At 66.0% G+C, this 20,081-nt stretch carries 18 protein-coding genes; 17 read left to right on the forward strand and 1 reads right to left on the reverse strand.

Annotation, left to right across the window (positions count from 1 at the left end):
• From ACIQ51_RS12225 to ACIQ51_RS12270, 10 genes are all read left to right on the forward strand, one after another.
• The coding region (locus tag ACIQ51_RS12225) for a TolB family protein (RefSeq protein WP_396205331.1) at positions 1 to 410 on the forward strand (410 nt) is incomplete at its 5' end.
• A gap of 54 nt (positions 411 to 464) precedes the next feature.
• A complete protein-coding gene (gene pal / locus ACIQ51_RS12230) occupies positions 465 to 1,022 on the forward strand; it encodes a peptidoglycan-associated lipoprotein Pal (protein WP_396205332.1) in 558 nt (185 codons plus the stop codon).
• Between the two features lie 27 nt (positions 1,023 to 1,049).
• Entirely contained in the window at positions 1,050 to 1,898 is an 849-nt protein-coding gene (ybgF, locus tag ACIQ51_RS12235) for a tol-pal system protein YbgF (RefSeq protein WP_396205333.1), read from the forward strand.
• Between the two features lie 30 nt (positions 1,899 to 1,928).
• Positions 1,929 to 2,693 carry a twin-arginine translocase subunit TatC gene (gene tatC, locus ACIQ51_RS12240; RefSeq protein ID WP_396205334.1) on the forward strand — a complete coding sequence of 255 codons (765 nt, stop codon included), beginning with the start codon at positions 1,929 to 1,931 and terminating at the stop codon, positions 2,691 to 2,693.
• Positions 2,690 to 5,659: a putative LPS assembly protein LptD gene (locus tag ACIQ51_RS12245; RefSeq protein WP_396205335.1), complete on the forward strand. Its 2,970-nt coding sequence runs from the start codon at positions 2,690 to 2,692 to the stop codon at positions 5,657 to 5,659. The genes tatC and ACIQ51_RS12245 overlap by 4 nt, the downstream gene beginning before the upstream one ends.
• Positions 5,660 to 5,812: 153 nt before the next feature.
• Positions 5,813 to 6,808 carry a radical SAM protein gene (locus tag ACIQ51_RS12250; RefSeq protein WP_396205336.1) on the forward strand — a complete coding sequence of 332 codons (996 nt, stop codon included), beginning with the start codon at positions 5,813 to 5,815 and terminating at the stop codon, positions 6,806 to 6,808.
• Between the two features lie 186 nt (positions 6,809 to 6,994).
• The gene (locus ACIQ51_RS12255; protein WP_396205337.1) at positions 6,995 to 8,533 is read left to right on the forward strand and encodes a tetratricopeptide repeat protein; all 1,539 of its coding nucleotides are present in this window, start codon (positions 6,995 to 6,997) and stop codon (positions 8,531 to 8,533) included.
• Positions 8,530 to 9,534 carry a polyprenyl synthetase family protein gene (locus ACIQ51_RS12260; RefSeq protein ID WP_396205338.1) on the forward strand — a complete coding sequence of 335 codons (1,005 nt, stop codon included), beginning with the start codon at positions 8,530 to 8,532 and terminating at the stop codon, positions 9,532 to 9,534. Before ACIQ51_RS12255 ends, ACIQ51_RS12260 begins: the two co-directional genes overlap by 4 nt.
• A gap of 41 nt (positions 9,535 to 9,575) precedes the next feature.
• Positions 9,576 to 9,812 carry a DUF4321 domain-containing protein gene (locus ACIQ51_RS12265; protein ID WP_396205339.1) on the forward strand — a complete coding sequence of 79 codons (237 nt, stop codon included), beginning with the start codon at positions 9,576 to 9,578 and terminating at the stop codon, positions 9,810 to 9,812.
• Between the two features lie 11 nt (positions 9,813 to 9,823).
• Complete coding sequence (locus ACIQ51_RS12270; RefSeq protein ID WP_396205340.1) at positions 9,824 to 10,078, forward strand: twin-arginine translocase TatA/TatE family subunit; 255 nt, start codon at positions 9,824 to 9,826, stop codon at positions 10,076 to 10,078.
• Between the two features lie 167 nt (positions 10,079 to 10,245).
• Here ACIQ51_RS12270 and ACIQ51_RS12275 read toward each other — a convergent pair whose 3' ends face one another.
• On the reverse strand, positions 10,246 to 12,078 hold the full coding sequence (locus ACIQ51_RS12275; RefSeq protein ID WP_396205341.1) for a peptidyl-prolyl cis-trans isomerase: 1,833 nt from the start codon (positions 12,076 to 12,078) through the stop codon (positions 10,246 to 10,248).
• 278 nt (positions 12,079 to 12,356) lie between these two features.
• Here ACIQ51_RS12275 and ACIQ51_RS12280 point away from each other — a divergent pair, with 278 nt between their 5' ends.
• The 7 genes from ACIQ51_RS12280 to ACIQ51_RS12310 all read left to right on the forward strand — a co-directional run.
• Complete coding sequence (locus tag ACIQ51_RS12280) at positions 12,357 to 14,054, forward strand: tetratricopeptide repeat protein (RefSeq protein WP_396205342.1); 1,698 nt, start codon at positions 12,357 to 12,359, stop codon at positions 14,052 to 14,054.
• Positions 14,051 to 14,491, forward strand: a complete 441-nt coding sequence (gene aroQ / locus ACIQ51_RS12285) for a type II 3-dehydroquinate dehydratase (RefSeq protein WP_396205343.1) — start codon at positions 14,051 to 14,053, stop codon at positions 14,489 to 14,491. The genes ACIQ51_RS12280 and aroQ overlap by 4 nt, the downstream gene beginning before the upstream one ends.
• 17 nt (positions 14,492 to 14,508) lie before the next feature.
• Positions 14,509 to 15,612, forward strand: coding sequence for a M24 family metallopeptidase (locus ACIQ51_RS12290; RefSeq protein ID WP_396205344.1), 1,104 nt, complete (start codon positions 14,509 to 14,511; stop codon positions 15,610 to 15,612).
• Positions 15,613 to 15,663: 51 nt separating this feature from the next.
• On the forward strand, positions 15,664 to 16,164 hold the full coding sequence (gene accB / locus ACIQ51_RS12295; protein WP_396205345.1) for an acetyl-CoA carboxylase biotin carboxyl carrier protein: 501 nt from the start codon (positions 15,664 to 15,666) through the stop codon (positions 16,162 to 16,164).
• An 11-nt stretch (positions 16,165 to 16,175) separates the two neighbouring features.
• The gene (locus ACIQ51_RS12300; RefSeq protein WP_396205346.1) at positions 16,176 to 17,381 is read left to right on the forward strand and encodes a type IV pilus twitching motility protein PilT; all 1,206 of its coding nucleotides are present in this window, start codon (positions 16,176 to 16,178) and stop codon (positions 17,379 to 17,381) included.
• A gap of 106 nt (positions 17,382 to 17,487) precedes the next feature.
• Positions 17,488 to 18,846 (forward strand): acetyl-CoA carboxylase biotin carboxylase subunit, encoded by a 1,359-nt coding sequence (accC, locus tag ACIQ51_RS12305; protein ID WP_396205347.1) that lies wholly within the window; start codon positions 17,488 to 17,490, stop codon positions 18,844 to 18,846.
• Between the two features lie 145 nt (positions 18,847 to 18,991).
• A partial coding sequence (locus ACIQ51_RS12310; RefSeq protein WP_396205348.1) for a DNA translocase FtsK occupies positions 18,992 to 20,081 on the forward strand: 1,090 nt, incomplete at its 3' end.

The following is a 20,081-nucleotide window of genomic DNA, read 5'->3' on the forward strand; positions in this document are numbered from 1 at the left end:
GTCTGGCATACATGTCCGATCGCTCGGGGCACCCTGAGGTTTATATTAGCGATCTGGACGGAACCAACGTGGAATTGCTCACGGCCGCGGCCTTTGGCGATCGTGACTACCGCGCGGGGCCGGACTGGTCGCCAGACGGTCGTCTGGTGGCCTTTCAGTCGCGCAATGGCGGGACCTTCCAGATCATGACCATCAACCTTCGTGATCAGTCGGTGCGACAGGTGACCAACGATGGCCGTAACGACGACCCGTCTTGGGCGCCGGACTCGCGGCATCTCGTGCTCACCTCCAATCGCAGCGGCGTGCGGCAGTTGTGGGTCGTGGACATCGAGACCGGTCGTGTGCGACAGCTCACGCGCGGTCCCGAAACACGTCTGGCCGCGTGGTCCCCGCGGTTGCTGGCGCAGTAACTCTCTGGCGTTTTCTCCACCTTCTCCTCCCCTCCCGCTCCGGAGCCTTTTGACATGATGCGTAGCTCTCGTGTGATGATGGTCCTGGTATCCACGTCGCTGGTCCTCGGCGCCTGCAAGAAGAAGCCGGTTCCCGCCCCCACGCCGGCGCCGAACCCGCCGGCCGAGCGTGCCCCCGAGCGCACGACGCCGCGGGCGACGCCGGTCGATACCATGGCCGCCTACAACGAGAAGGTCGCGGCCGCCCGCCTGCGGCTCCTCGAGACGATCTTCTTTGAGTACGACGCCGACGAGCTGCGCGACGAGGCCCGTGCCTCGCTCGATGCGAAGATCGCGATCATGAATGCCAACCCGTCGCTCCGCATCCGGGTGGCTGGTCATTGCGATGAGCGCGGCAGCGATGAGTACAACATCGCCCTCGGCCGTCGCCGCGCCGAAGCGGCCAAGCGTTACCTGACCGACCGCGGCATCGATGCCGCGCGCATCGAAACGTCCTCCTTCGGTCGTGAGCGTCCTTCGGTGCAGGGATCGAGCGAGGAAGCGTGGTCGAAGAACCGTCGTGATGAGTTCGAGATCACGGCCGGCGGCGAGACGCTGAAGCCCGCCAGCTGACCCGCCTTACCACACCGGAGACCAGCCATGTTCCAACGCTTCCCCCGCCGCGTGTGGCGTCTGTTTCCCCTCGTGGCCCTCGCGGCCACGGGGGGCTGTTTTGCAACGCGCGGCGATGTGCGCATCGTGCAGGCCGATATCGCCACGCTGCGCACGGAGTTGGTCAAGGCCCAGCAGGAGCAGAAAGACGCCCTGCTGCAGACGCAGCGCATGATTCAGCTGGCCAGCGACTCGCTGGCGCGGGTGAGCGCGCGCACGGTCGGCCTGCAGGGGGACGTGCGCGAAGGCATGCGGGCGGTACGTGAGCAGCTGCTACAGGTCCAGACCTTGCTCGGGCAGAGTCAAGCCACCATCGCCCGCCTGCGCGCGGAAATGGAGGCGCGCAACGCCCTGCCAGTAGTAGCACCGGCGCCCGCGGAGCCGCAGCCCACCGCGCCCACGCGTGGGGGCCGCGCCGCATCGTCACCACTCCCGCCGGCGGTCGATACGACCACCGTGCTCCCGGGCCCCAATCAGTTGTACACCACTGGTCGTGACCAACTCCTGCGCGGCGCCACGGCCACGGCGCGCACTACGTTTCAGGAACTCATCACGAATTATCCGCAGTCCGACTACGCCTCCGATGCGCAGTTCTGGATTGCCGAATCACTCGCCAAGGAAAACAACGTCCCGGCGGCCGACGCCGCCTACGCCGCCGTGGTGAGTGCGTATCCGACGTCGCCTAAAGCCCCCACGGCCCTCTACAAGCGCGCTCAGCTGGTCCTTAAGCAGGGGATCACGGCGCAGGCGCGCCAGTTGTTCGAGCAGGTCGTCTCGCGCTATCCGCGCAGCGACGAAGCCGAGCTGGCCGCGGAAACGCTGAAGACACTCCGCTGATCCTGTCGCACCTTTTCGGACTTTCGTCGCATGGCTGGTAGCCTCCCCGCGGAAATGCCGTTCCTCGAGCATCTCGAGGAACTCCGCTGGCGTCTTTTCAAGGTTGCGCTTGCCCTGGCGATCGGGATTGGGCTGTCGTTTGTGTTGATCTTCACCAAGCAGGTCGATGTCGTGGCGCTGCTGTCCGAACCGATTCGCCCCTACCTCAAGGGGCCGCTGATTGTCACCCACCCTGGTGATCTGTTCGACATCGCCATGGATGCCGCCATCACGCTGGGCCTCATTATGGCCTCTCCGGTGATCGCGTGGCAGATTTGGGGATTCCTGTCGCCTGCGCTCTACTCGCACGAACGGAAGGTCGTGATTCCCGCGCTGGTCGGTGCTGCGCTGCTCTTTCTCATGGGCATGACGCTGGCCTTCAAGTACGTGGTGCCGGTCACGCTCGCCTTCTTCATGAACTTCCAGAGCGATGTGGTGCAGGTGATGCCGACCGTCGACAAATACGTGGGCTTCATCATGTCCATGTGTCTCGCCTTTGGCGCGGTGTTCGAATTGCCGGTGGTGATTGCGCTGCTCTCGGCGCTGGGCATCGTGCAGCCGGAGTACTTGGCCAAGTTCCGCCGGCATGCCGCCGTCGGGTGTCTCATCGCCGCGGCGGTGATCACGCCAGGCAGCGATCCCACGTCGCTGCTGCTGCTGACCGTCCCGCTTTACGCGCTCTACGAAGTGTCGATCACCGTTTCCCGTTTGATCGCCCGCCGGCGCGAGCGGAGTCTCTCCGTCGGGGGCGCGTGATCGCGCGGCACGCCGGGCGCCGTTGGTGGCGCGCTGGGCTCGCGTTGCTCGGTGGGCTGTCGCTGACCGCAGGCGCCGTGCAGGCGCAGGCTCGGCAGGCGCGGCCGCAGCCTACATCGCGCGCCGGGCAGTCCGGCGCCGGTAGCGCCGGTGCCGAAGACACGGCGCGCACCCTGTCGAAGGATACCCGCCAAGTTGAGTGGGCCACCCCCGACTCGGCCATGCGCGCGCTCCTCGACAAGGATGGGTATCGCAAGGTCCGCTATCAGGGCGATACCATGAAATTCAATGCCGCGTCGCGCCTGCTCGTGCTCAAGGGTAAGCCGTCATTGGTGCAGCGGGAGGAGACAATGCTGGCGGGCGACTCCATCGCCTACGACGATTCCACCAAACGCGTGGTGGCCACCGGCGACACCGTGCTGCTCCGGGATCCCGAAGCGCAGGACGCGGACGACTTCGTGGCCAATGGGCGTATCGAATACGACCTCGAGACGCGGCAAGGGACGACCGGTGCGTTCTCCACGTCGGTGGTAAGCGGTCAGCGCCTCTTCCTGACCGCGGAGAGCAGCCGGATCATCTCCGACACCCTGGTGAGCGGGCGGCACATCGTCTTTGCGAAGAACGGGTCGTTCACGTTCTGCGATCACGCCGAACCCCATTTCCACTTCACCACGCGGGACATGAAGTTCGTCTCGCAAAACGTGATGGTGGCGCGTCCGGGGGTCCTCTACATCGGCGAAGTACCCGTGTTCTGGATCCCCTTCTTCTTCCAAGACGTCCGCACGGGCCGCCGCAGCGGCATGCTGACGCCGAACTTCGGCGTGGCGGAGTTGTTTCGCAACAGCCCGTCGTATCGCCGCAGTGTGCAGAACATCGGCTACTTCTTCGCCATCAGCGATTACATGAATGCCGAGGCGTCGCTCGATTGGCGGTCAGGGGCACGAACCTCCAGTGTTGATCCCGGCTTTCTCCGTAGCAATGGCAATCTCCGGTATCGATGGAATGACCGGTTTGTCAGCGGTGAAATGGCGGTGTCGTACATGGCGCTCAACAATGGCACCAAGAACACCTCCTGGACCTGGAACCACAACCAGGACTTCTCGCGGAACACCAAGCTGACGGCGCGCCTCAACTGGGTGCAGAACACGCAGATCCAGCGCAACACCACGGTGAATCCGGTCGCCGCCAACGCGACGATCCGTTCACAACTCAACTATCAGACCAAGATTGGCCCCGCCTCCATCAACGTGGGCGGATCGCGTGTGCAGTATCCGGGGCGTCCTCAGGTGGACATGGATTTCCCGCAGCTCAACGTGACGACCGGGACCCTCGAGGCTGGTCCCGTGGCGTGGACGCCGTCGCTGCGGCTCGCCGTCTCCGGGTCGGACCGAATCGACCAGGGGCTGCAGTTCCCCTTCGTGTACAACCAGCGGACCGGCGGTGGGGTGGATAGCGCCCGATTCAACGCGAGCCGCCGCAACATGCAATTCGGCTTCGATACGCCGATCAAGCTGTGGGACTTCCAGTGGCAGAACTCGTTTACGGTCACCGAACAGTACCGCGATTATCCCGAACAGCGTGAGATCATCGGCGTACGCGATACGTCGCAGCGGGTCACCCGCGTTTTTGCGCGTACCTTCGAGACCAACGTGGACTGGACCACGTCGTTCAATCTGCCGCGTTTCTTTCAGGGCACCTGGAACGTGTCGCCGAGTATCTCCGTGCAGAATGTGGATGCCGGCGGATTGTTCGTGCGCACCGAGCGCAGCGGCGGCAAGTGGGTGTCGCAGTCGAAGCGCCTGAATTACGCGATCAGCTCATCGCCCACCCTGTACGCGACGCTGCCGGGGCTCGGACCGGTGGCGAAGCTCCGGCACTCGATCACCCCGGCGCTCAGCTACAGCTTCTCGCCCACGGCCTCGGTGAGCGATGAATACCTGGAGGCGATCGGTCGCACGCGGGTGGGCTATCTGGGCGCGCTCACGCAAAACCGCCTGTCGCTGGCGCTGAGTACGAACCTCGAGGCCAAGCTGCGCGCTCCTGTCGACTCGGGTGATGAAGCGCAAGGACGCAAGATCAAGCTCTTGTCGCTCAACTTTTCGTCACTCAGTTACGATTTCGTGCGTGCCGATACCACGGGCAACGGGTTTACGGATCGTACGTTCTCGCTCAGTGGCCGGACGGATCTGCTGCCCGGGCTCGACTTCCGTACGTCGTGGGACCTCTTCCAGGGGGATCCGATGTCCGACACGGCGACCTTCGATCCCTACCGCACCGACATGGGCGTCACGTTTTCGCTCAATCGAAAGTCGGGGCTGTTCGCGTTCATTGCCAAGCTGCTCGGTCGTGACGTCAACCTCACCGATAGCCTCTCGACGGAGATGCCACGCGACGCCATGCAGGATGGCATGAACCGTCAGATGAACGCGGCCGGCGGTGGTGCGATGCGCGGCATGCAGATGTCGCTGCCGGACGCGTCTCAGGGATGGAACCTCAGCGTGCAGTACAACGCGGCTCGCCAGCGTGCCCCGCGTGGAAATGGTCTGGTGATCGACAACGATCCCACCAAGCTGTGCGAGCCGTATCGGACGCAGGGAATCGCCGCCTTCGAGCAGTGTTTCCTTAATGCCCAAACCTCGCCTCCCACCGGTCTGGGGAGTGGGCAGAGCGCGATTGGCGCCCCGTTCGTCCGACAGCCCCCGGTGCAGAGCGTCAATGCCAACATGTCGTTTGGGATCACGCGCAACTGGTCAGCGCAATGGACCACGCAGTATGACGTGGAACGGGCGCGGTTTGCGAGCCAGCAGATCGGGCTGCAGCGTCAGCTGCACGACTGGAATGCCGTCTTTTCGTTCTCGCAGACACAAAGTGGTAACTTCGCCTTCAACTTCTTCATCGCGCTGAAGGCTCAGCCTGACCTCAAGTTCAACTACGACCGCCAGACGTACCGGTCGGGCAACTTCTGAGCTCGCCGACTGCCGTGCAGGGCGGGGGCAATGTGCCGTTGCTACAGCGCAAGGGGCGTTGAGTGCGGACCGGTGACGCACGGTTTACCGGACAGGCCAACGTGGCCGACGAGGGAGTGCACCTTCCCATGCTTGAACGATGAAGGGCTGCTGATGCTGTCCAGTCGATACCGGCCCTATCACGTGCCGATCTTTCTTGCGAAGTACGCATGGTTACGCGCGCGGCGCCGTCCGGTGCTGCTGAACTTCGAAGTCACGATGCGCTGCAATGCACGCTGCGGCTTTTGTGATTACTGGCAGACGCCGGCGAGCGAGAAGCACCGGGAAGTGGCAGATTTTGCGCGCATTGCCGGCCACTTCAGTCCGATGCTCATCACGTTCACCGGCGGAGAGCCCACCCTGCGGCGTGATCTCGAGGATATCGTGCGGGCCGTACGCGGCGCGGTACGCTACACCTACGTGCAGTTGATTACGCATGCCGGGATGCTGTCACTGGAACGGGCCCAGTCATTGTGGGATGCGGGGGTCGACCAGTTCAACATCTCGCTGGACTACCTCGACAGCCGGCACGATCAAGCGCGGGGGATTCCCGGGCTGACCGACAAGATCCTCGATCTTGTCCCGCGGATGCGGCGCGCCGGGATCGGTGGCGTGCGCTTCAATACCGTTATCAAGAACGACAATCTCGACCAGATCATACCGATCGTGGAGAAGGCGGCGGCGCTTGGTGGTGGGGTGAACTTCTCCGTCTACACGGCGCTCAAGAACGGCAATCGTGACCACCTGCTGCAGGATGTGAATCCGGCCGAGGTGCAGCGCGTGGTGGACGCGCTGCTCGCCTTCAAGCGGAAGCGCGCCGGCGTGATCACCAATTCCGATTACTACCTCGAGCAGATTCCGCGCTACGTACGCGGTGAGATGACCGAGCCCTGTCACAGTGGCTCCACCACGATCCACATCGACCCACAGGGGCACGTGCGGCGTTGCCCGGATTTCAAGCCGGATGGACCGTGGGAGTCGTATCGCGGCTACGAACCGATCGACTGTAACGCGTGCTTCTACGCCTGCCGCGGGGAGGCGCAAGCCCCGCTGCGATTGACCTCGCGTGTGCGCGACGTCATGGCGACGGTCACGCCCACTGAGCGCTGAGCGGGCGTTGCCTTTCTCCTTCGGCAAGCGTCTTTGTATCGGCTCGTGGAGTGGTGGTCGCGCGTGTCGTGTGACGCCCTGAGCCGTCGGTAGTCCGCGGCAGCTGCCACGTTGAGTGGACCGCGGCTCGGGGCGTCCAGGTGCCGGGCGTCACCTCTCGTCCAAACGGAAGCCGGTCTCGACGTCATGTCTATCGCCGCGAAGCACCGAAAGAAGGCGGCTGAGTTCGAGCAGCTGAATCAGGTCGATCGTGCCATCGCGTCGTACGTGAAGGCGATCGAGGAAAGTGAGGCGGCCGGCGAAGACGTGGAGGTGGCGCTGTTCAACAAGGTCGGGGATCTCGCGCTGCGTCAGGGCCGCGTGCCCGATGCCGTTACCTACTATGAGCGCGCCGTCGAGCACTACGCCGCTGTCGGCTTGTTCAACAACGCAATTGCGCTCTGTAACAAGATTCTGCGCAACGCGCCTGGGCGTGCCAACGTCTATTTCACCCTCGGGCGCATTGCCGCGCGCAAGGGGCTGCGTGGGGATGCCACCCGCAACTTCCTCGAGTATGCCACCCGCATGCAACAAGGTGGCCGTGTCGAGGAGGGCCTCCGGGCGCTGGCCGAAGTGGCCGACCTGATGCCGGAGTTGAGCGCGGTACGTAGCATGGTCGACGATCTCGCCGCGCGTTCAGGGATCACGCTACCTCGCTGGCGTTCGGCAATGCGCTCCGATCGTCAGATTCCCCCAGACAGCAGCGCGGTGCTCCTGGACCCACCGTCGCAGGATCTCGTCTTCCTCGATGTGGACTACGGCGCGGTGTCGGAGCCGTTGCGGCCTGTGGGCGCCGCGCTCGAGTGGATCGGTCGGCCGGCGGCGCCGTTGGAGGGGGCGCGCGACACCGGGAAGGCACGACGCACGCCGAGCCACCCCACGTTCCGTCTCGATCCCCACGACTTCACCCTTGTGGGAGAACTGCCGCCGTTGGTCCTGGACGACCCGGCCGTCCACGCCGGCGTGCGCGGGGCAGGGCCGACGGCGGTAGCGCGCCCCGCGGACGCCGTGGAGCATGGTACCTGGGGGGGCGGGGGCGCCTCAGCGGAGGCCGCGATTCCGCCCCATCCGCTGGTGGGGCCCGAGCTGTCTGGCCGCGAATCGGACGGGGACGTCGAAACCGCCGCACCGCCGCCGCCGGTCGCACGTCCGGACGACCGCTTCGTGGATCTCGCCGGCTGGCTGACGGACGACGGCCCCCCGAACGACACGCGGATGCGCATGCGGGAACCCGCCATCAGTGGGGACGAGCAGGCCGACTTCGACGTGCTGCTCCGGCACTTCAAGGAGGGGGTCGCGCGTTCGCTGGGTGAGGACGACTACGAGAGCCACTATGACCTTGGCGTGGCCTACAAGGAAATGGGGCTCCTCGATGATGCGATCGCGGAGTTCCAGAAAGCCGTGAGAAGTCGCCCCCACCGACTATCGGCGTACGAGGCATTGGGGCAATGTTTCGTGGAGCAGGGCCGACACCAGGTCGCCGCCACGGTCCTGGCCCGGGCCCTTCTCGAGCCTGGGCTGGACGATGACCAGCGTGTCGGTGTGCTTTACCTTCTCGCATATTCCTGCGAGGCCCTGCAGCGCAGGGATGAGGCCCGTGGTTATTATCAGCGCGTGTACGCGACCGACATCAACTTCCGTGACGTAGCCGCCCGTCTGGCGGCACTCGAGCAGGCACACCGATGACGCTTTCCACGCGGACCCCGTCCGCGCTGGCTGCCGCATTACGTGATATTCAGGCCCCTGTCCGCGCCGATCTGACGGCCGTCGGAGAGGAGCTCTGGCGTATCGTGTCGGCCGACGTTCCCCTCGTGCAGGATGTGCAGGGGCACCTCATGGGGATGAAGGGGAAACTCTTCCGCCCCACGCTCCTCCTCCTCTCCAGCAGCGTCGAGGGCGAGTCGCCCCGTAAGGCGATCAGCTTCGCGGCCATCATCGAGCTCATTCACCTCGCCACGCTCGTCCACGACGATGCCGTGGATCACTCCGTGCTCCGTCGCGGGATGCCGACGCTGAATGCACTGTTCAGCCATCAGGTATCGGTGATTATGGGCGACTATCTCTACCTGCGCGCCCTGCGGGAGCTGGTGACGATCGGGGACTTGGAGGCCATGCGGGCCATCACGTTCGCCTCGAACGACATGACCATCGGCGAGATCCGTCAGCTCGCCCAGTACGATGCGCTCGCCTTCAGTGAGTCCGACTACGAAACGCTGATTCGCGCCAAGACGGCCGCGCTGTTCATGGCCGCGTGCGACGTGGGTGCCCAGTGCGGCGCGCCGCGCCATCGCCAGGCGCTCGCACGCTACGGCGAACGCCTCGGCATGGCCTTCCAGGTGGCGGACGACCTGCTCGACTACACGGAACAGCAGGAGATGACCGGCAAGCCCAGCGGCCTCGATCTCAAGGAGCACAAGGTCACGCTGCCCCTCATCGCGGCGCTCCGGGAGATGCCGGAGTCTGCGCGCCAGCGCGTGGATGCGTTGTTCGCGTCCCCCGAGCCCGACGACGAGGCCATCGCCGAGGTGGTGGCGATCGTTGAGGCGCACGGTGGGCTGGACTATGCCCGCCGTCGCGCCGATCAGTACTCGCGCGAGGCCGAGGAGGCGCTCGCGGAGCTCCCAGAAGGCCCGTCCAAGTCGTCGCTGATGGATGCCATCGGGTACGTTGTGGAGCGTCGCTGGTAATGGCCACGGGACCGTCTAAACACCGACCGGTGTTTCACCTGTTGGTCCTTGCCTCCGGGTTCATCAGCGGTGGTCTCCTGACCCAGATCGCCCGGCGGTTCCTCCCGGCCGGCGCCGTCAAGGAGTTCCTGACCACCGGTGTAACGCCTGCCATCGGGCCACTTCCCGTGGACCTGATTATATTGAAATTTGCCGTTGGACCGGTCGCCCTCGATGTCTCCCTGTTGAGTCTGCTCGGGGTCCTGATCGCTTACCTGATCGCGCGGTCCCTCTTCTAGGAGCGTTTCCCATGGGTCTACAGAATTTCGGTTTCATGGAGATCATGATCATTCTGGTGATCGTGCTTCTTCTGTTCGGGGCAAAGCGTATCCCGGAAATCGCCGGCTCCCTCGGCAAGGGGATCAACGAATTCAAGCGCAACCTCAGCGATGCGCAGCGTCAGATCACCGAGCCCCCGCGCGCGGAGCAGCAGATCGCGCCGGGCACGCCGGTTGCCGCCGTGCGCGAGGAAGAGCGACCGGAGCCCAAGCGCCTGATGCAGTAAGTGAAGGGGGCGACAGTGAGGAGCGGGGCCACAAAACAGGGTGGTTCCCCGCAGCATTTTTAGGCCCAGCGCCGCGTAGATCCGCCGCCTGGTGCCAACAAAACGCCCCCGTGAGCGTGGCTCACGGGGGCGTTGGACTGCGAAGCGGTGTGGCTTCAGCGCGTCGATCAGCCGTCCGACTGGCGGCGCAGGGCGGCCATGACGTCCGGACGGCGGTCCTCCACCTTCACGCTGCCGCGCAGGTTGGTGAGGAACTCATCGACCTTCTGCTGACGAGCCGCCTGCAGGAACTGGGAGCGCTGGACCGTCTTCTCGGCCTCGAAGGCCGTGCGGTTGGCTTCCGTCCGGCTGTCGACGCGCATCACGACCATCGACTCGAGCGCCTTGAACGGACCGGCCACCTGACCCAGGGGTGCCGCGAACGCAGCGCCGACGGCCTGCGTGAACTGACCGATTGCCGGCACGGCATCCACTCGCGTGAACGGCGCCGACGTCTCGACCTGCAGCCCCTTCTGGGCGGCGGCCGCCTCGAGCCCCGCCGTCTTCGCGGCCTGCGCGAGCTGCTCGCCAAGGGGGCGAAGCTTCTCCACGCGCTTTTCGCGCGCGAGACGACGACGGATGTCCTCCTTCACGGCCGACAACGGCTGCTGACCACCCTTCGTGATCGAATCGACGCGCGCGAGGTAGTACGCCTCGGGAGCGTCGAAGAGATCGCTCGTCTCGCCGGGCTGCACGCCGGAGAAGGCCCAGGCGCTCACGCTCGGGACATACCGGCCGGCGAACGACAGCGGCTCCTTCTCGATGACGACCACCGAGGCCGACGTGAGGCCGAGGAGCTTCGCCGCCTCGTCGAACAGCTTCGGATCGTCCTGACTGCCGGCCTTGCTCGCCAGCGAGTCTGCACGACGATCGGTACGGGTGGCGCTCGAATCACTCTGGGCAATGCTCACGAGAATGTGGCGCACGTCGAGCGTGTCACCCTTCTTCTCATCAACCCGGATGATGTGCCAGCCGAAGGGCGTGAGCACGGGCTGCGACAGTTCGCCCACCTTCAGCGCGTACATCGCATCTTCGAACTTGGGCGTGAAGCGACCCTTCGGCCCCTTGCCCAGCGATCCACCGTTCGCCGCCGAGACGGAATCGGCCGACGCTCGCTTGGCCACGTCTTCGAACTTGGCGCCGCCGGTGATTTCCGCGCGGAGACGGTCGATGCGGCTCTTCGCGTCGGCCGAGTCGGCGGCCGTCACGGCACGCGGCACAGACAGCAGGGAAACGACGGCTCGGCTCGGACGCTCGAAACGCTTCTTGTTGCGCTCGTAGAACGCCGAGATCTCGGCGTCCGCAACAGTCACGCTCGTGTCGGTGAGGGACTCCGGACGCAGCACCACGTAACTCACCGTGGCACTGTCGTGACGGTCGCGATACACCTGCCAGAGACGTTCGTCCGACACATATGCACCGCTCGCGATCTGATCGAAGAGCTTCTGCTTCGGGATCTCGTTGCGGTAGTACGCCTCGAGACCGGCCAGCATGCCCGACTGGCGGGCCATGGGGCTGGAAAGGAGGCGGAGGTACTTCTGCATGTCGAACTGGCCGTCGGTCTGCAGATCAGGAGACTGCGTGGCCTGCGGCGGCGGCGCCATGCGTGCCGCCTGAAGAATCTCGTCGTCAGTGACCGTGATGCCCCGACGCTTGTATTCCTGCTGCAGCAGCACCTCAGTCACCAACTCGTCGAAGGCACGGTCTTCCAATTGCTGCCGTTCGTCGAGGGTGATGGCGCTACCCAGCTGCTGTTGGCGCTGCTGTTCGAGAGCGCTGACGGCATTCTGCCACGTGGTCAGGAGGATCTCCTCACCATTCACGGTGGCGATGGACGTCGTCGTGGTCACCGGTGCGCGACCGGCGAGACCCGACGTCTCGTACAGCAGGAAGCTGCCGACGAACGCCACGATGAGAATGATCCAGATGTACTTCGCGGCGCTCCGCATCGATTGCAGCACGGGGCGTGACTCCTTCGGTCGGAAAAACGGGCAGACGGGAAGGCACACGCACCTCCCCAAGAGATGGGCGTGTACCGCAGAGTCCGGAAACCTAGCGGCCGCGTTCAGCTAAAGGCAAGACACGCCACGACTTCCCCGCACCCCTTTGCAATTGACTTCCCGCCGTCGGCGAGCGATGCATTCCATCACGTCGCCAGCCACCCCGCTTTTGCCCCGCCGGATGCCGGTGGTGTGACGGCGGTCACGACGCGGGTTACCACCTTGAGGGCACCGCACGCATGAGCACTGCCGCCCGGATCGACGAGCTCCGGAAGAAGTTCGAGGACAACCCGCGGCGCTTTTTTGCGCCGCTGGCCAACGAACTCCGGAAGGCCGGGAATCGGTCGCAGGCGATCGCGCTGTGCCGCGAGTACCTGCCCAAGCAACCCGGTCACATGAGCGGGTATATCGTCTTCGGTCAAACGCTGTACGAGAGCGGGGAGCTCGATGCGGCACGCCGCATCTTTGAACAGGCGTTGGTGCTGGACCCCGAAAATCTGATTGCGCTGCACCACCTTGGCCACATCGCGCGGCAGCAGGGCGACCCGGCCGCAGCGCGGCGCTGGTACGAGCGGGGACTCGAGACCGACCCACGCAATGACGACATCGCGCACCAGCTGGCCTCGGTCAACATCGCTGCGTCAGCGTCTGGGACGGCGCCTGCGCCGGTGGCGGCCATTGCTCCGCTGCGCACCGAGCCCTCGGCACAGGCCGCGGTCGACGATCCGTTTGCCTTTGCTGATGCCCCCCTCGGTCACCCCGAGGGCGCATCCGACGCGGCCGTGGAGGATCTCGACGCGCAGTTCGTGGCGGGGCTGACCGCCGAGTCGTGGCCGGACACGGCGCCGTTGATGCAGCGGGTGCCCACGGCACGAGGGGCAAGGCCGGTGTCGATCGCTCTCCCGGCTGAGGCCGTCGAGGCGTTCGGTCGGGAGCCGCTGGATCGTGTCGGCCTCCCCCTCCCGGCGCCGGAGCCTGGTGTCCGGGGCCCTGAGGCGGCACCCGACGCCCCAGCTACTACAGCATCAGTGGACGCAGCCGCGGGGGGGGGAACGTTGGGGGATCAGACGGCGGCCACCTCCAAGCTGTCCGTCGCGGCCGTCCCGATGGTGAGCGCCGCCGCCAGCGCCGCCGCCAGCGCCCCGCCGGCCCTATCGCCGGACCTGCAGCCCGAGGTGCAGCCGGAAGGGCTGCTGCCGGACATCGATCCGCCGCCGGCCTTCGTGACCGAAACGATGGGCGAGTTGTTGGTGGCGCAGGGCTTCACCGATCGCGCCGTTGTGGTCTACGAGGAACTGGTTCGTCGTCGCCCCAATGACCCGCTGCTCAGTGCGCGGCTCGCGGCTTTGCGCGAGACCCAAGCGCCGCCGGCGTCGACCATGCCGCCCACCTACACCGCGCGGGAGCGCTTCACCGCGCTTGCGGCGCGTCGGGTGTCGCGCCGCACGCCACCCTATGCCGTGCCTCTCGCGGCGCCAGGAGCGCCCCCCGTCTCCGTGGCCGCAGCCACCTCGCTGGCAGCCCTCTTCGGGGGGGATGCTCCTCCCCGGGACGACACGGCCGCACGCGCACTGGCCCAGGCGTTTGCGCCGAATCAGGTCGACCGCGCGGCCGGCCCCGAGAGCCTCCCGGTCACCTTCTTCGGCCGCGAGCGTCGTGAGCCCTCGGCGGCTGACGCGGGGGGGCGGCAGCCCTCGCCCGTACGCGGGTCGGTGCCGATGCCGATGGCGGCGCCCGCCGGTGCCTTCTCCTTCGATCGCTACTTTCCGGAGCCAAGCGCGCCCACCGCGGCCTCGGGACGGCATGCGCCTCCGGCGCGTACGCTCCCCGCCGAGACCACGTCCGCGGGCACCACTCAGCCCTCGCCGCCACCGCCGCGGGCGGCGGACGACCTCGCACAATTCTCCGACTGGCTCAAGGGGCTCGGTAACTCGTGATCATCGGACTACTCAACGGGCCCAACCTCAATCTTCTCGGCACGCGGGAGCCGTCGGTCTACGGGACGGCGACGCTGGCGGACATTATGGCCCACCTCGCGTCGGTGGCCACCGCGCTCGGGGTGGAGCTTCGTCACTACCAGGCGAACGGCGAAGGGCAGCTCATCGACCAGGTGCATGCGTGGCGCGGTGAAGTGGCCGGGGTGGTCGTGAATGCCGGGGCATACAGTCATACGAGTCTCGCTCTTCGCGACGCCTTCAGTGCGACCAGTCTCCCGTTCGTGGAGGTGCACCTCTCCAACATTCACGCTAGGGAGCCGGAGCGTCGGCATTCCATGCTCGCCAGCGCAGCGGTTGGCATGGTGTGCGGGCTTGGCGCCGACGGCTATGAATTTGCGCTCCGCGGCCTTGTGCGCACATTGCGGAGCCGCCCCTGAGCGCAGCGCATCGCGCGATGAGCGCTGATGTCAACCCCGACCTGCGCCCGCGACGGCTCGCCGATCTCCGCGACGCCATGGGACGCGCCGACCTCGATGGGCTGCTCGTGTCCTCGCTGCCCAACATCCGCTATCTCACCGGATTTTCGGGGAGCAATGCGCTGCTGCTGGTGACCGCGCTTGAGTGCGTGCTGCTGACCGATTTTCGCTACGAAGCGCAGGTCGCCGACGAAGTGCGGGGCGGGGCCACCATCCGCATCGAGCCCACCAATCTCTGGGCCGGGCTATGGCCCACCATCGCCGGCACCGCCGGTGTGGAGCGGGTGGGGTTCGAATCGGCGCACCTCCTGCATCGGGATTTTGCGCGCCTCCTCGAACAGGGAAGCCGCTGGCAGTGGCGGCCCACCGCCGACCTGGTGGAAACGCTACGCGCCGTGAAGGACGCCGACGAGGTGGCGCGCATAGAGCGCGCGGTCGGGATGGCCGAGCGCGCCTTGCAGCGGACGCTCAAGCAAATACACCCCGGGCTGACCGAGACGGCGGTAGCCGGCGTCCTCGAGCGATGCCTTCGGGACGAGGGGAGCGAGGCCTTTCCGTTCCCCAGCATCGTGGCCTCAGGACCACGCTCCGCGTTGCCCCACGCGCGCGCAGCCGATCGGGTGCTTCAGACCGGGGATTTCGTGCTGCTCGACTTCGGCGCCGTGGCCGACGGCTACTGTTCCGACATCACCCGGACCGTGATCCTCGGCCCCCCCTCGGATGAGCAACGGGACGTCTACGAGATCGTGCGTGAGGCAAACGTGCGCGCTTCGGGTGCGGTTCGGGTCGGATTGCGGGGGATGGCTGCAGATGCCGTCGCAAGAGACTACATTGCCGATCGTGGGTATGGTGACGCATTCGGGCATTCGCTTGGCCATGGCATTGGTCTCGAAGTGCACGAAGCGCCTCGCCTTGCCCGTTCCGTCGAAGCTCCCCTCGCCGCCGGCATGGTGGTCACCATCGAACCGGGCATCTATCGCCCGGGGTGGGGCGGGGTGAGAATCGAGGACGACGTGCTCATCACGGAGACCGGGGGGCGGGTGCTTTCGCATTTCCCCCGGCACCTCCTTGAAATCGCCTGATCAATTGTGCGTCGGCTCACGGGCCGCGCACGTTCCCCAGCCTTACCCGCCATGATCGACCTGCGCTACGTGAAGAAGCTGATCGAGATGCTCGACGGCTCCACGGTGGATTCCATCGAGATTTCCTCGGACAAGGGAATGAAGCTCCGTATCTCGAAGAGCCCGCAGCAGCGCGCCGCCGCCGTCACGATGGCGTCCGCCATGGCTCCTGTGCCGATGGCCGCTCCCGTGTTGCCTGCCGCGCCTGCGGCGCGTCCTGTCGATGAAGGGGGGGCGGCGGCGCCGAAGGCCGAGGCGCCGAAGTCTGCGGCCCTCGAGATCAAGTCGCCTATGGTGGGGACCTTCTACTCGGCGCCCGAGCCGGGTGCGAAGCCGTACGTGTCGGTCGGCGATCGCATCAGGAAGGGCCAGATCGTCTGCATCATCGAAGCGATGAAGATCATGAATGAGCTCGAGGCTGAGTTCGACGGGGTGGTGCGCGAGATCAACGTGACCGACGCGCACGCCGTCGAGTATGGCCAGGTGCTCTTCCGCATCGATCCGACCGGCTGAGATGGGGACACATGGAGATGGTCTCCGGCGCCGTCACTGGCGGCGCCGCTCCTGGCGTAACTCCGGCCACCGGCCTTGATCTGAAGGCCGCGCTGCAGCGGATGGTGCGGGACGGGGCGTCCGACCTCCACCTCAAGGTGGGGCGGCCACCCACGCTGCGGCTACACGGAGACCTCGTCCCCCTCGATCTGCCGCCCGTGCGCTCCGAGGAACTGCGGGCCCTCGCTGAGCAGCTGCTGCCGCCGGCGCAGCGGCGCGACTTCGTGGAGATCCACGAGTCCGACTTCGCGGTCAATGTTCCCGGGATCGGGCGCTTTCGGGTGAATGTGTACCAACAGAAGGGGACGGTCGCCTTCGCCATGCGCGCCATCGCGCATGCGGCATCGAGTGTGCGCGATCTCGACTTGCCACCGGTGCTGGAACAGATCGCCCTCACGCCCCGCGGTCTGGTCCTCGTGACCGGTGTGACCGGTTCCGGCAAGAGCACCGCACTCGCGGCGATGATCCAGTACATCAACGAGCGCCGCAGTGCCAACGTGATCACGATCGAGGATCCGATCGAGTTCGTGCATCGCGATGTGCGCTGCCACATCAACCAGCGTGAGGTCGGTACCGATACCGCCTCCTTTGCGCAGGCGCTGCGTCGGGTGCTGCGGCAGGACCCCGACGTGATCATGATCGGCGAGATTCGCGACCTCGAGACGCTGGAGGTCGCGCTCAAGGCCGCCGGGACAGGCCACCTCGTACTGTCCACGCTCCACACGACCGATGCCACGTTGACCATCAACCGCATCCTGTCGTTCTATCCACCGCACCAGCAGAACGAGGTCCGTTTCGCCCTCGCCAGTGCGCTGTCGGCCGTGGTGTCGCTGCGTCTCGTGCCTCGCGCGGACCAGCCAGGGCGGGTGCCGGCCTGCGAGATTCTCGTGAACACCGAAGCCGTGCGCGACCAGATCCGGGACCTCTCGGCGTCGCTCAGCATTCCCGACCTGATCAAAGAGGGCTCGGTCGCCTACGGCATGCAAAGCTTCGACCAGTCGCTCATGAACTGGTATTCGCGTGGCGTCATTTCTTACGAGAATGCACTGCTCCACGCGACCAACCCCTCGGAGTTTGCGTTGCGGGTCGAGGGGGTGGACGGAGCCAGCGACACCGCATTTTCGGGGTTCAGCCCGGGGTTCAGCCCGGGGTTCAGCCCGGGGAGCAACGCTTCCTGATCGGCGCCGCGTACGCGCGGGCCCCCAGCGATGCGGGGGCGATAATATCCCGCGGGGCGCGGTGTAAAGGGCTGGCGGTACAGGCGCAGCCTCGCCACCATAGGGGATGTTCAAAAAGGTCCTGATCGCCAATCGTGGGGAAATCGCCCTCCGCGTCATCCGCGCTTGCCGTGAGCTCGACATTCAGACGGTGGCCGTGTACTCGGAGGCCGACCGCGAGTCGCTGCACGTCCGCTTCGCGGACGATGACGTGTGCATCGGGCCCCCATCGGGGCGCGACTCCTACCTGAAGATTCCGCGGCTCATCGCCGCCGCCGAGATCACGGGTGCCGACGCCATTCATCCAGGCTACGGCTTCCTCGCTGAAAACGCCGAGTTTGCGGAAACCTGCCGCGCCTCGGGGATCACCTTCATTGGCCCCACCCCGGAACAAATCCGGGTCATGGGCGACAAGGCCTCGGCGCGACGCGCCATGCAGGAGTGCGGCGTGCCCATTGTTCCCGGCACCCCCGGTCCTGTGGAGGATCCCGAGGAAGCGCTCGAATTCGCGCGCGGGATCGGCTTCCCCGTGATCATCAAGGCCGCGGCCGGTGGCGGTGGCAAGGGCATGCGCGTGGCGCGTGACCCCGATGACTTCCTCCGTTCCTTCCAGCTCGCCCGCTCCGAAGCACTCTCGGCGTTCGGTAACGGCGATGTGTATGTAGAGAAGTTCCTCGAGCGTCCACGGCACGTGGAGTTCCAGGTGATGGGGGATACGCACGGGAACGTGATCCATCTCGGTGAGCGCGACTGCTCCGTGCAGCGGCGCCACCAGAAGCTCATTGAGGAAGCCCCGTGCCCGGTCATGACTCCCGAGTTGCGTGAGCGCATGGGGGAGGCGGCCACTCGAGGGGCGAAGGCGATCAACTACGTTGGGGCCGGCACCATTGAAATGCTGCTCGACGAGGATGGTTCGTTCTACTTCATGGAGATGAACACACGCATTCAGGTCGAGCATCCGGTCACGGAGCAGCTCACCGGCGTGGACCTCGTCAAGGAACAGATCCGTGTGGCGGCGGGGTTGCCGTTGTCGGTCAAGGAGCTGCCACCCTTCCGGGGGCACGTGATCGAATGCCGGGTGAACGCCGAGGATCCGGCCCGCAACTTTCAGCCGTCCCCAGGCAAGCTTGAGGTATTCCATCAGCCCGGTGGTCCCGGCGTACGCATCGACACGCATGCCTACGCAGGCTACACGGTGCCGCCGTACTACGACTCAATGATCGCCAAGCTGATTGTGCAGGGTGCCACCCGCGAGGAGGCCCTCAAGCGCATGCAGATTGCGCTCGAAAGCTTTGTCGTGGAGGGGGTCAAAACCACCATGCCCTTTCTCGCTCGCGTGATGCAGCATCCCGGCTTCCAGGCGGGGAAGGTGCACACGAAGTGGCTCGAGTTCGAGGGCGCCGATCTCCTCAAGGAACCCACGTAAGTGCGAATCGAGGTGCTGCACGGCGGGGCATGGTTGCTACCCGCCGGCGTGGCCAATCGAGGCATGGTGGTGATCGAGGCGCATCGTTGAAAGGGCGCGTTGCCGTGCGACCGTCGATCCCCACGCGGAATCAGCCGGAGGTGTGATGGAGAAACAGCTGCTGCGTCGTGAGCTCGGCGCCATCGGGTTGAGTCTGCTCTCCGTTTTTCTGCTGGGTGCACTGATCTTTCAGCACCCGGTACCGGGGTCCGCGGCCTGCATGGATGCCTCGGGGCCCTTCGGCCCTGCCGGGACAATTGCGCGGTGCGTCTTTGTGTCCTCGGTCGGCATTCCCGGGTTGGTTATAGTGGCCGTTGGCTGCATGGTGGTTGCCCTGGCGATGTTCGGGCGCATCAAGCGCGCCGACGATGCCAGCGACTGGATCCTGCTGTTCGCCGGTACCGTCATGCTCGTGCCGGTGGCCATCGGGCTGGCGCTGGGGGGCGAGCCGACCACGTCGGAACTCGCCGGCCTGTGGGGCACCTTCTGCGCCCACTACCTCCGCAAGGGGTTTGGCGCGGCCGGCGCGTGGATCTTCTTCCTCCTCGCCTCCAGTGCGCTCACGGTGGCCACGCTTCGCTGGAATCCCATCCGGCTGTTGATCGGCTCCGGCGCCCCCGACGAGGCCGCGCGTGCCACCAGTCGCCTCCCCACGCTTGCCGAGCAACTCGAGCCGCCGCCGGAGGAGATGCCGGCGATCGATCCCGCGCTCGCGCGTGACGTGCTCGCGATGTCGGCCCCTCGCTCGAAGCGCAAGGAGCTCGAGCCCGAGGACGACACCGTCGCGCCGCCGGTCGCTGCCGCTACCGCGGCCGCTGCCGCGGCCGCGACGGTTGGTGCAGCTAGTGAGGCGCGCGCGGAGCGGAAGGGGCGCAAGGGCAAGGATAGCGCCCGCGATGAGTCCGTGGAGGCGGCGCTCGAGGCCACCGCCGAGCCCGCGCTCTTCAGCGACGATCTGCCGCCCACCACGCTGCTCACGGCGCCGACCGTCAAGAACCCGGAGCAGGGTCGTCGGGAGCTCGACGCGGCTGGCGACAAACTCCTGAGCACCCTGCGCACGTTCAAGGTGGAGGGGGAACTCGTCGGTCGCACGACCGGTCCCACCGTCACGCAATTCGAGATCGAACCGGCGGCCGGGGTGAAGGTCCGCCAGATCGCCGCGCTCGCCGACGACCTGGCGCTCGCCATGCGCGCGC

It is taken from the genome of Gemmatimonas sp. (assembly GCF_044344655.1).
Classification (GTDB): Bacteria; Gemmatimonadota; Gemmatimonadetes; order Gemmatimonadales; family Gemmatimonadaceae; genus Gemmatimonas.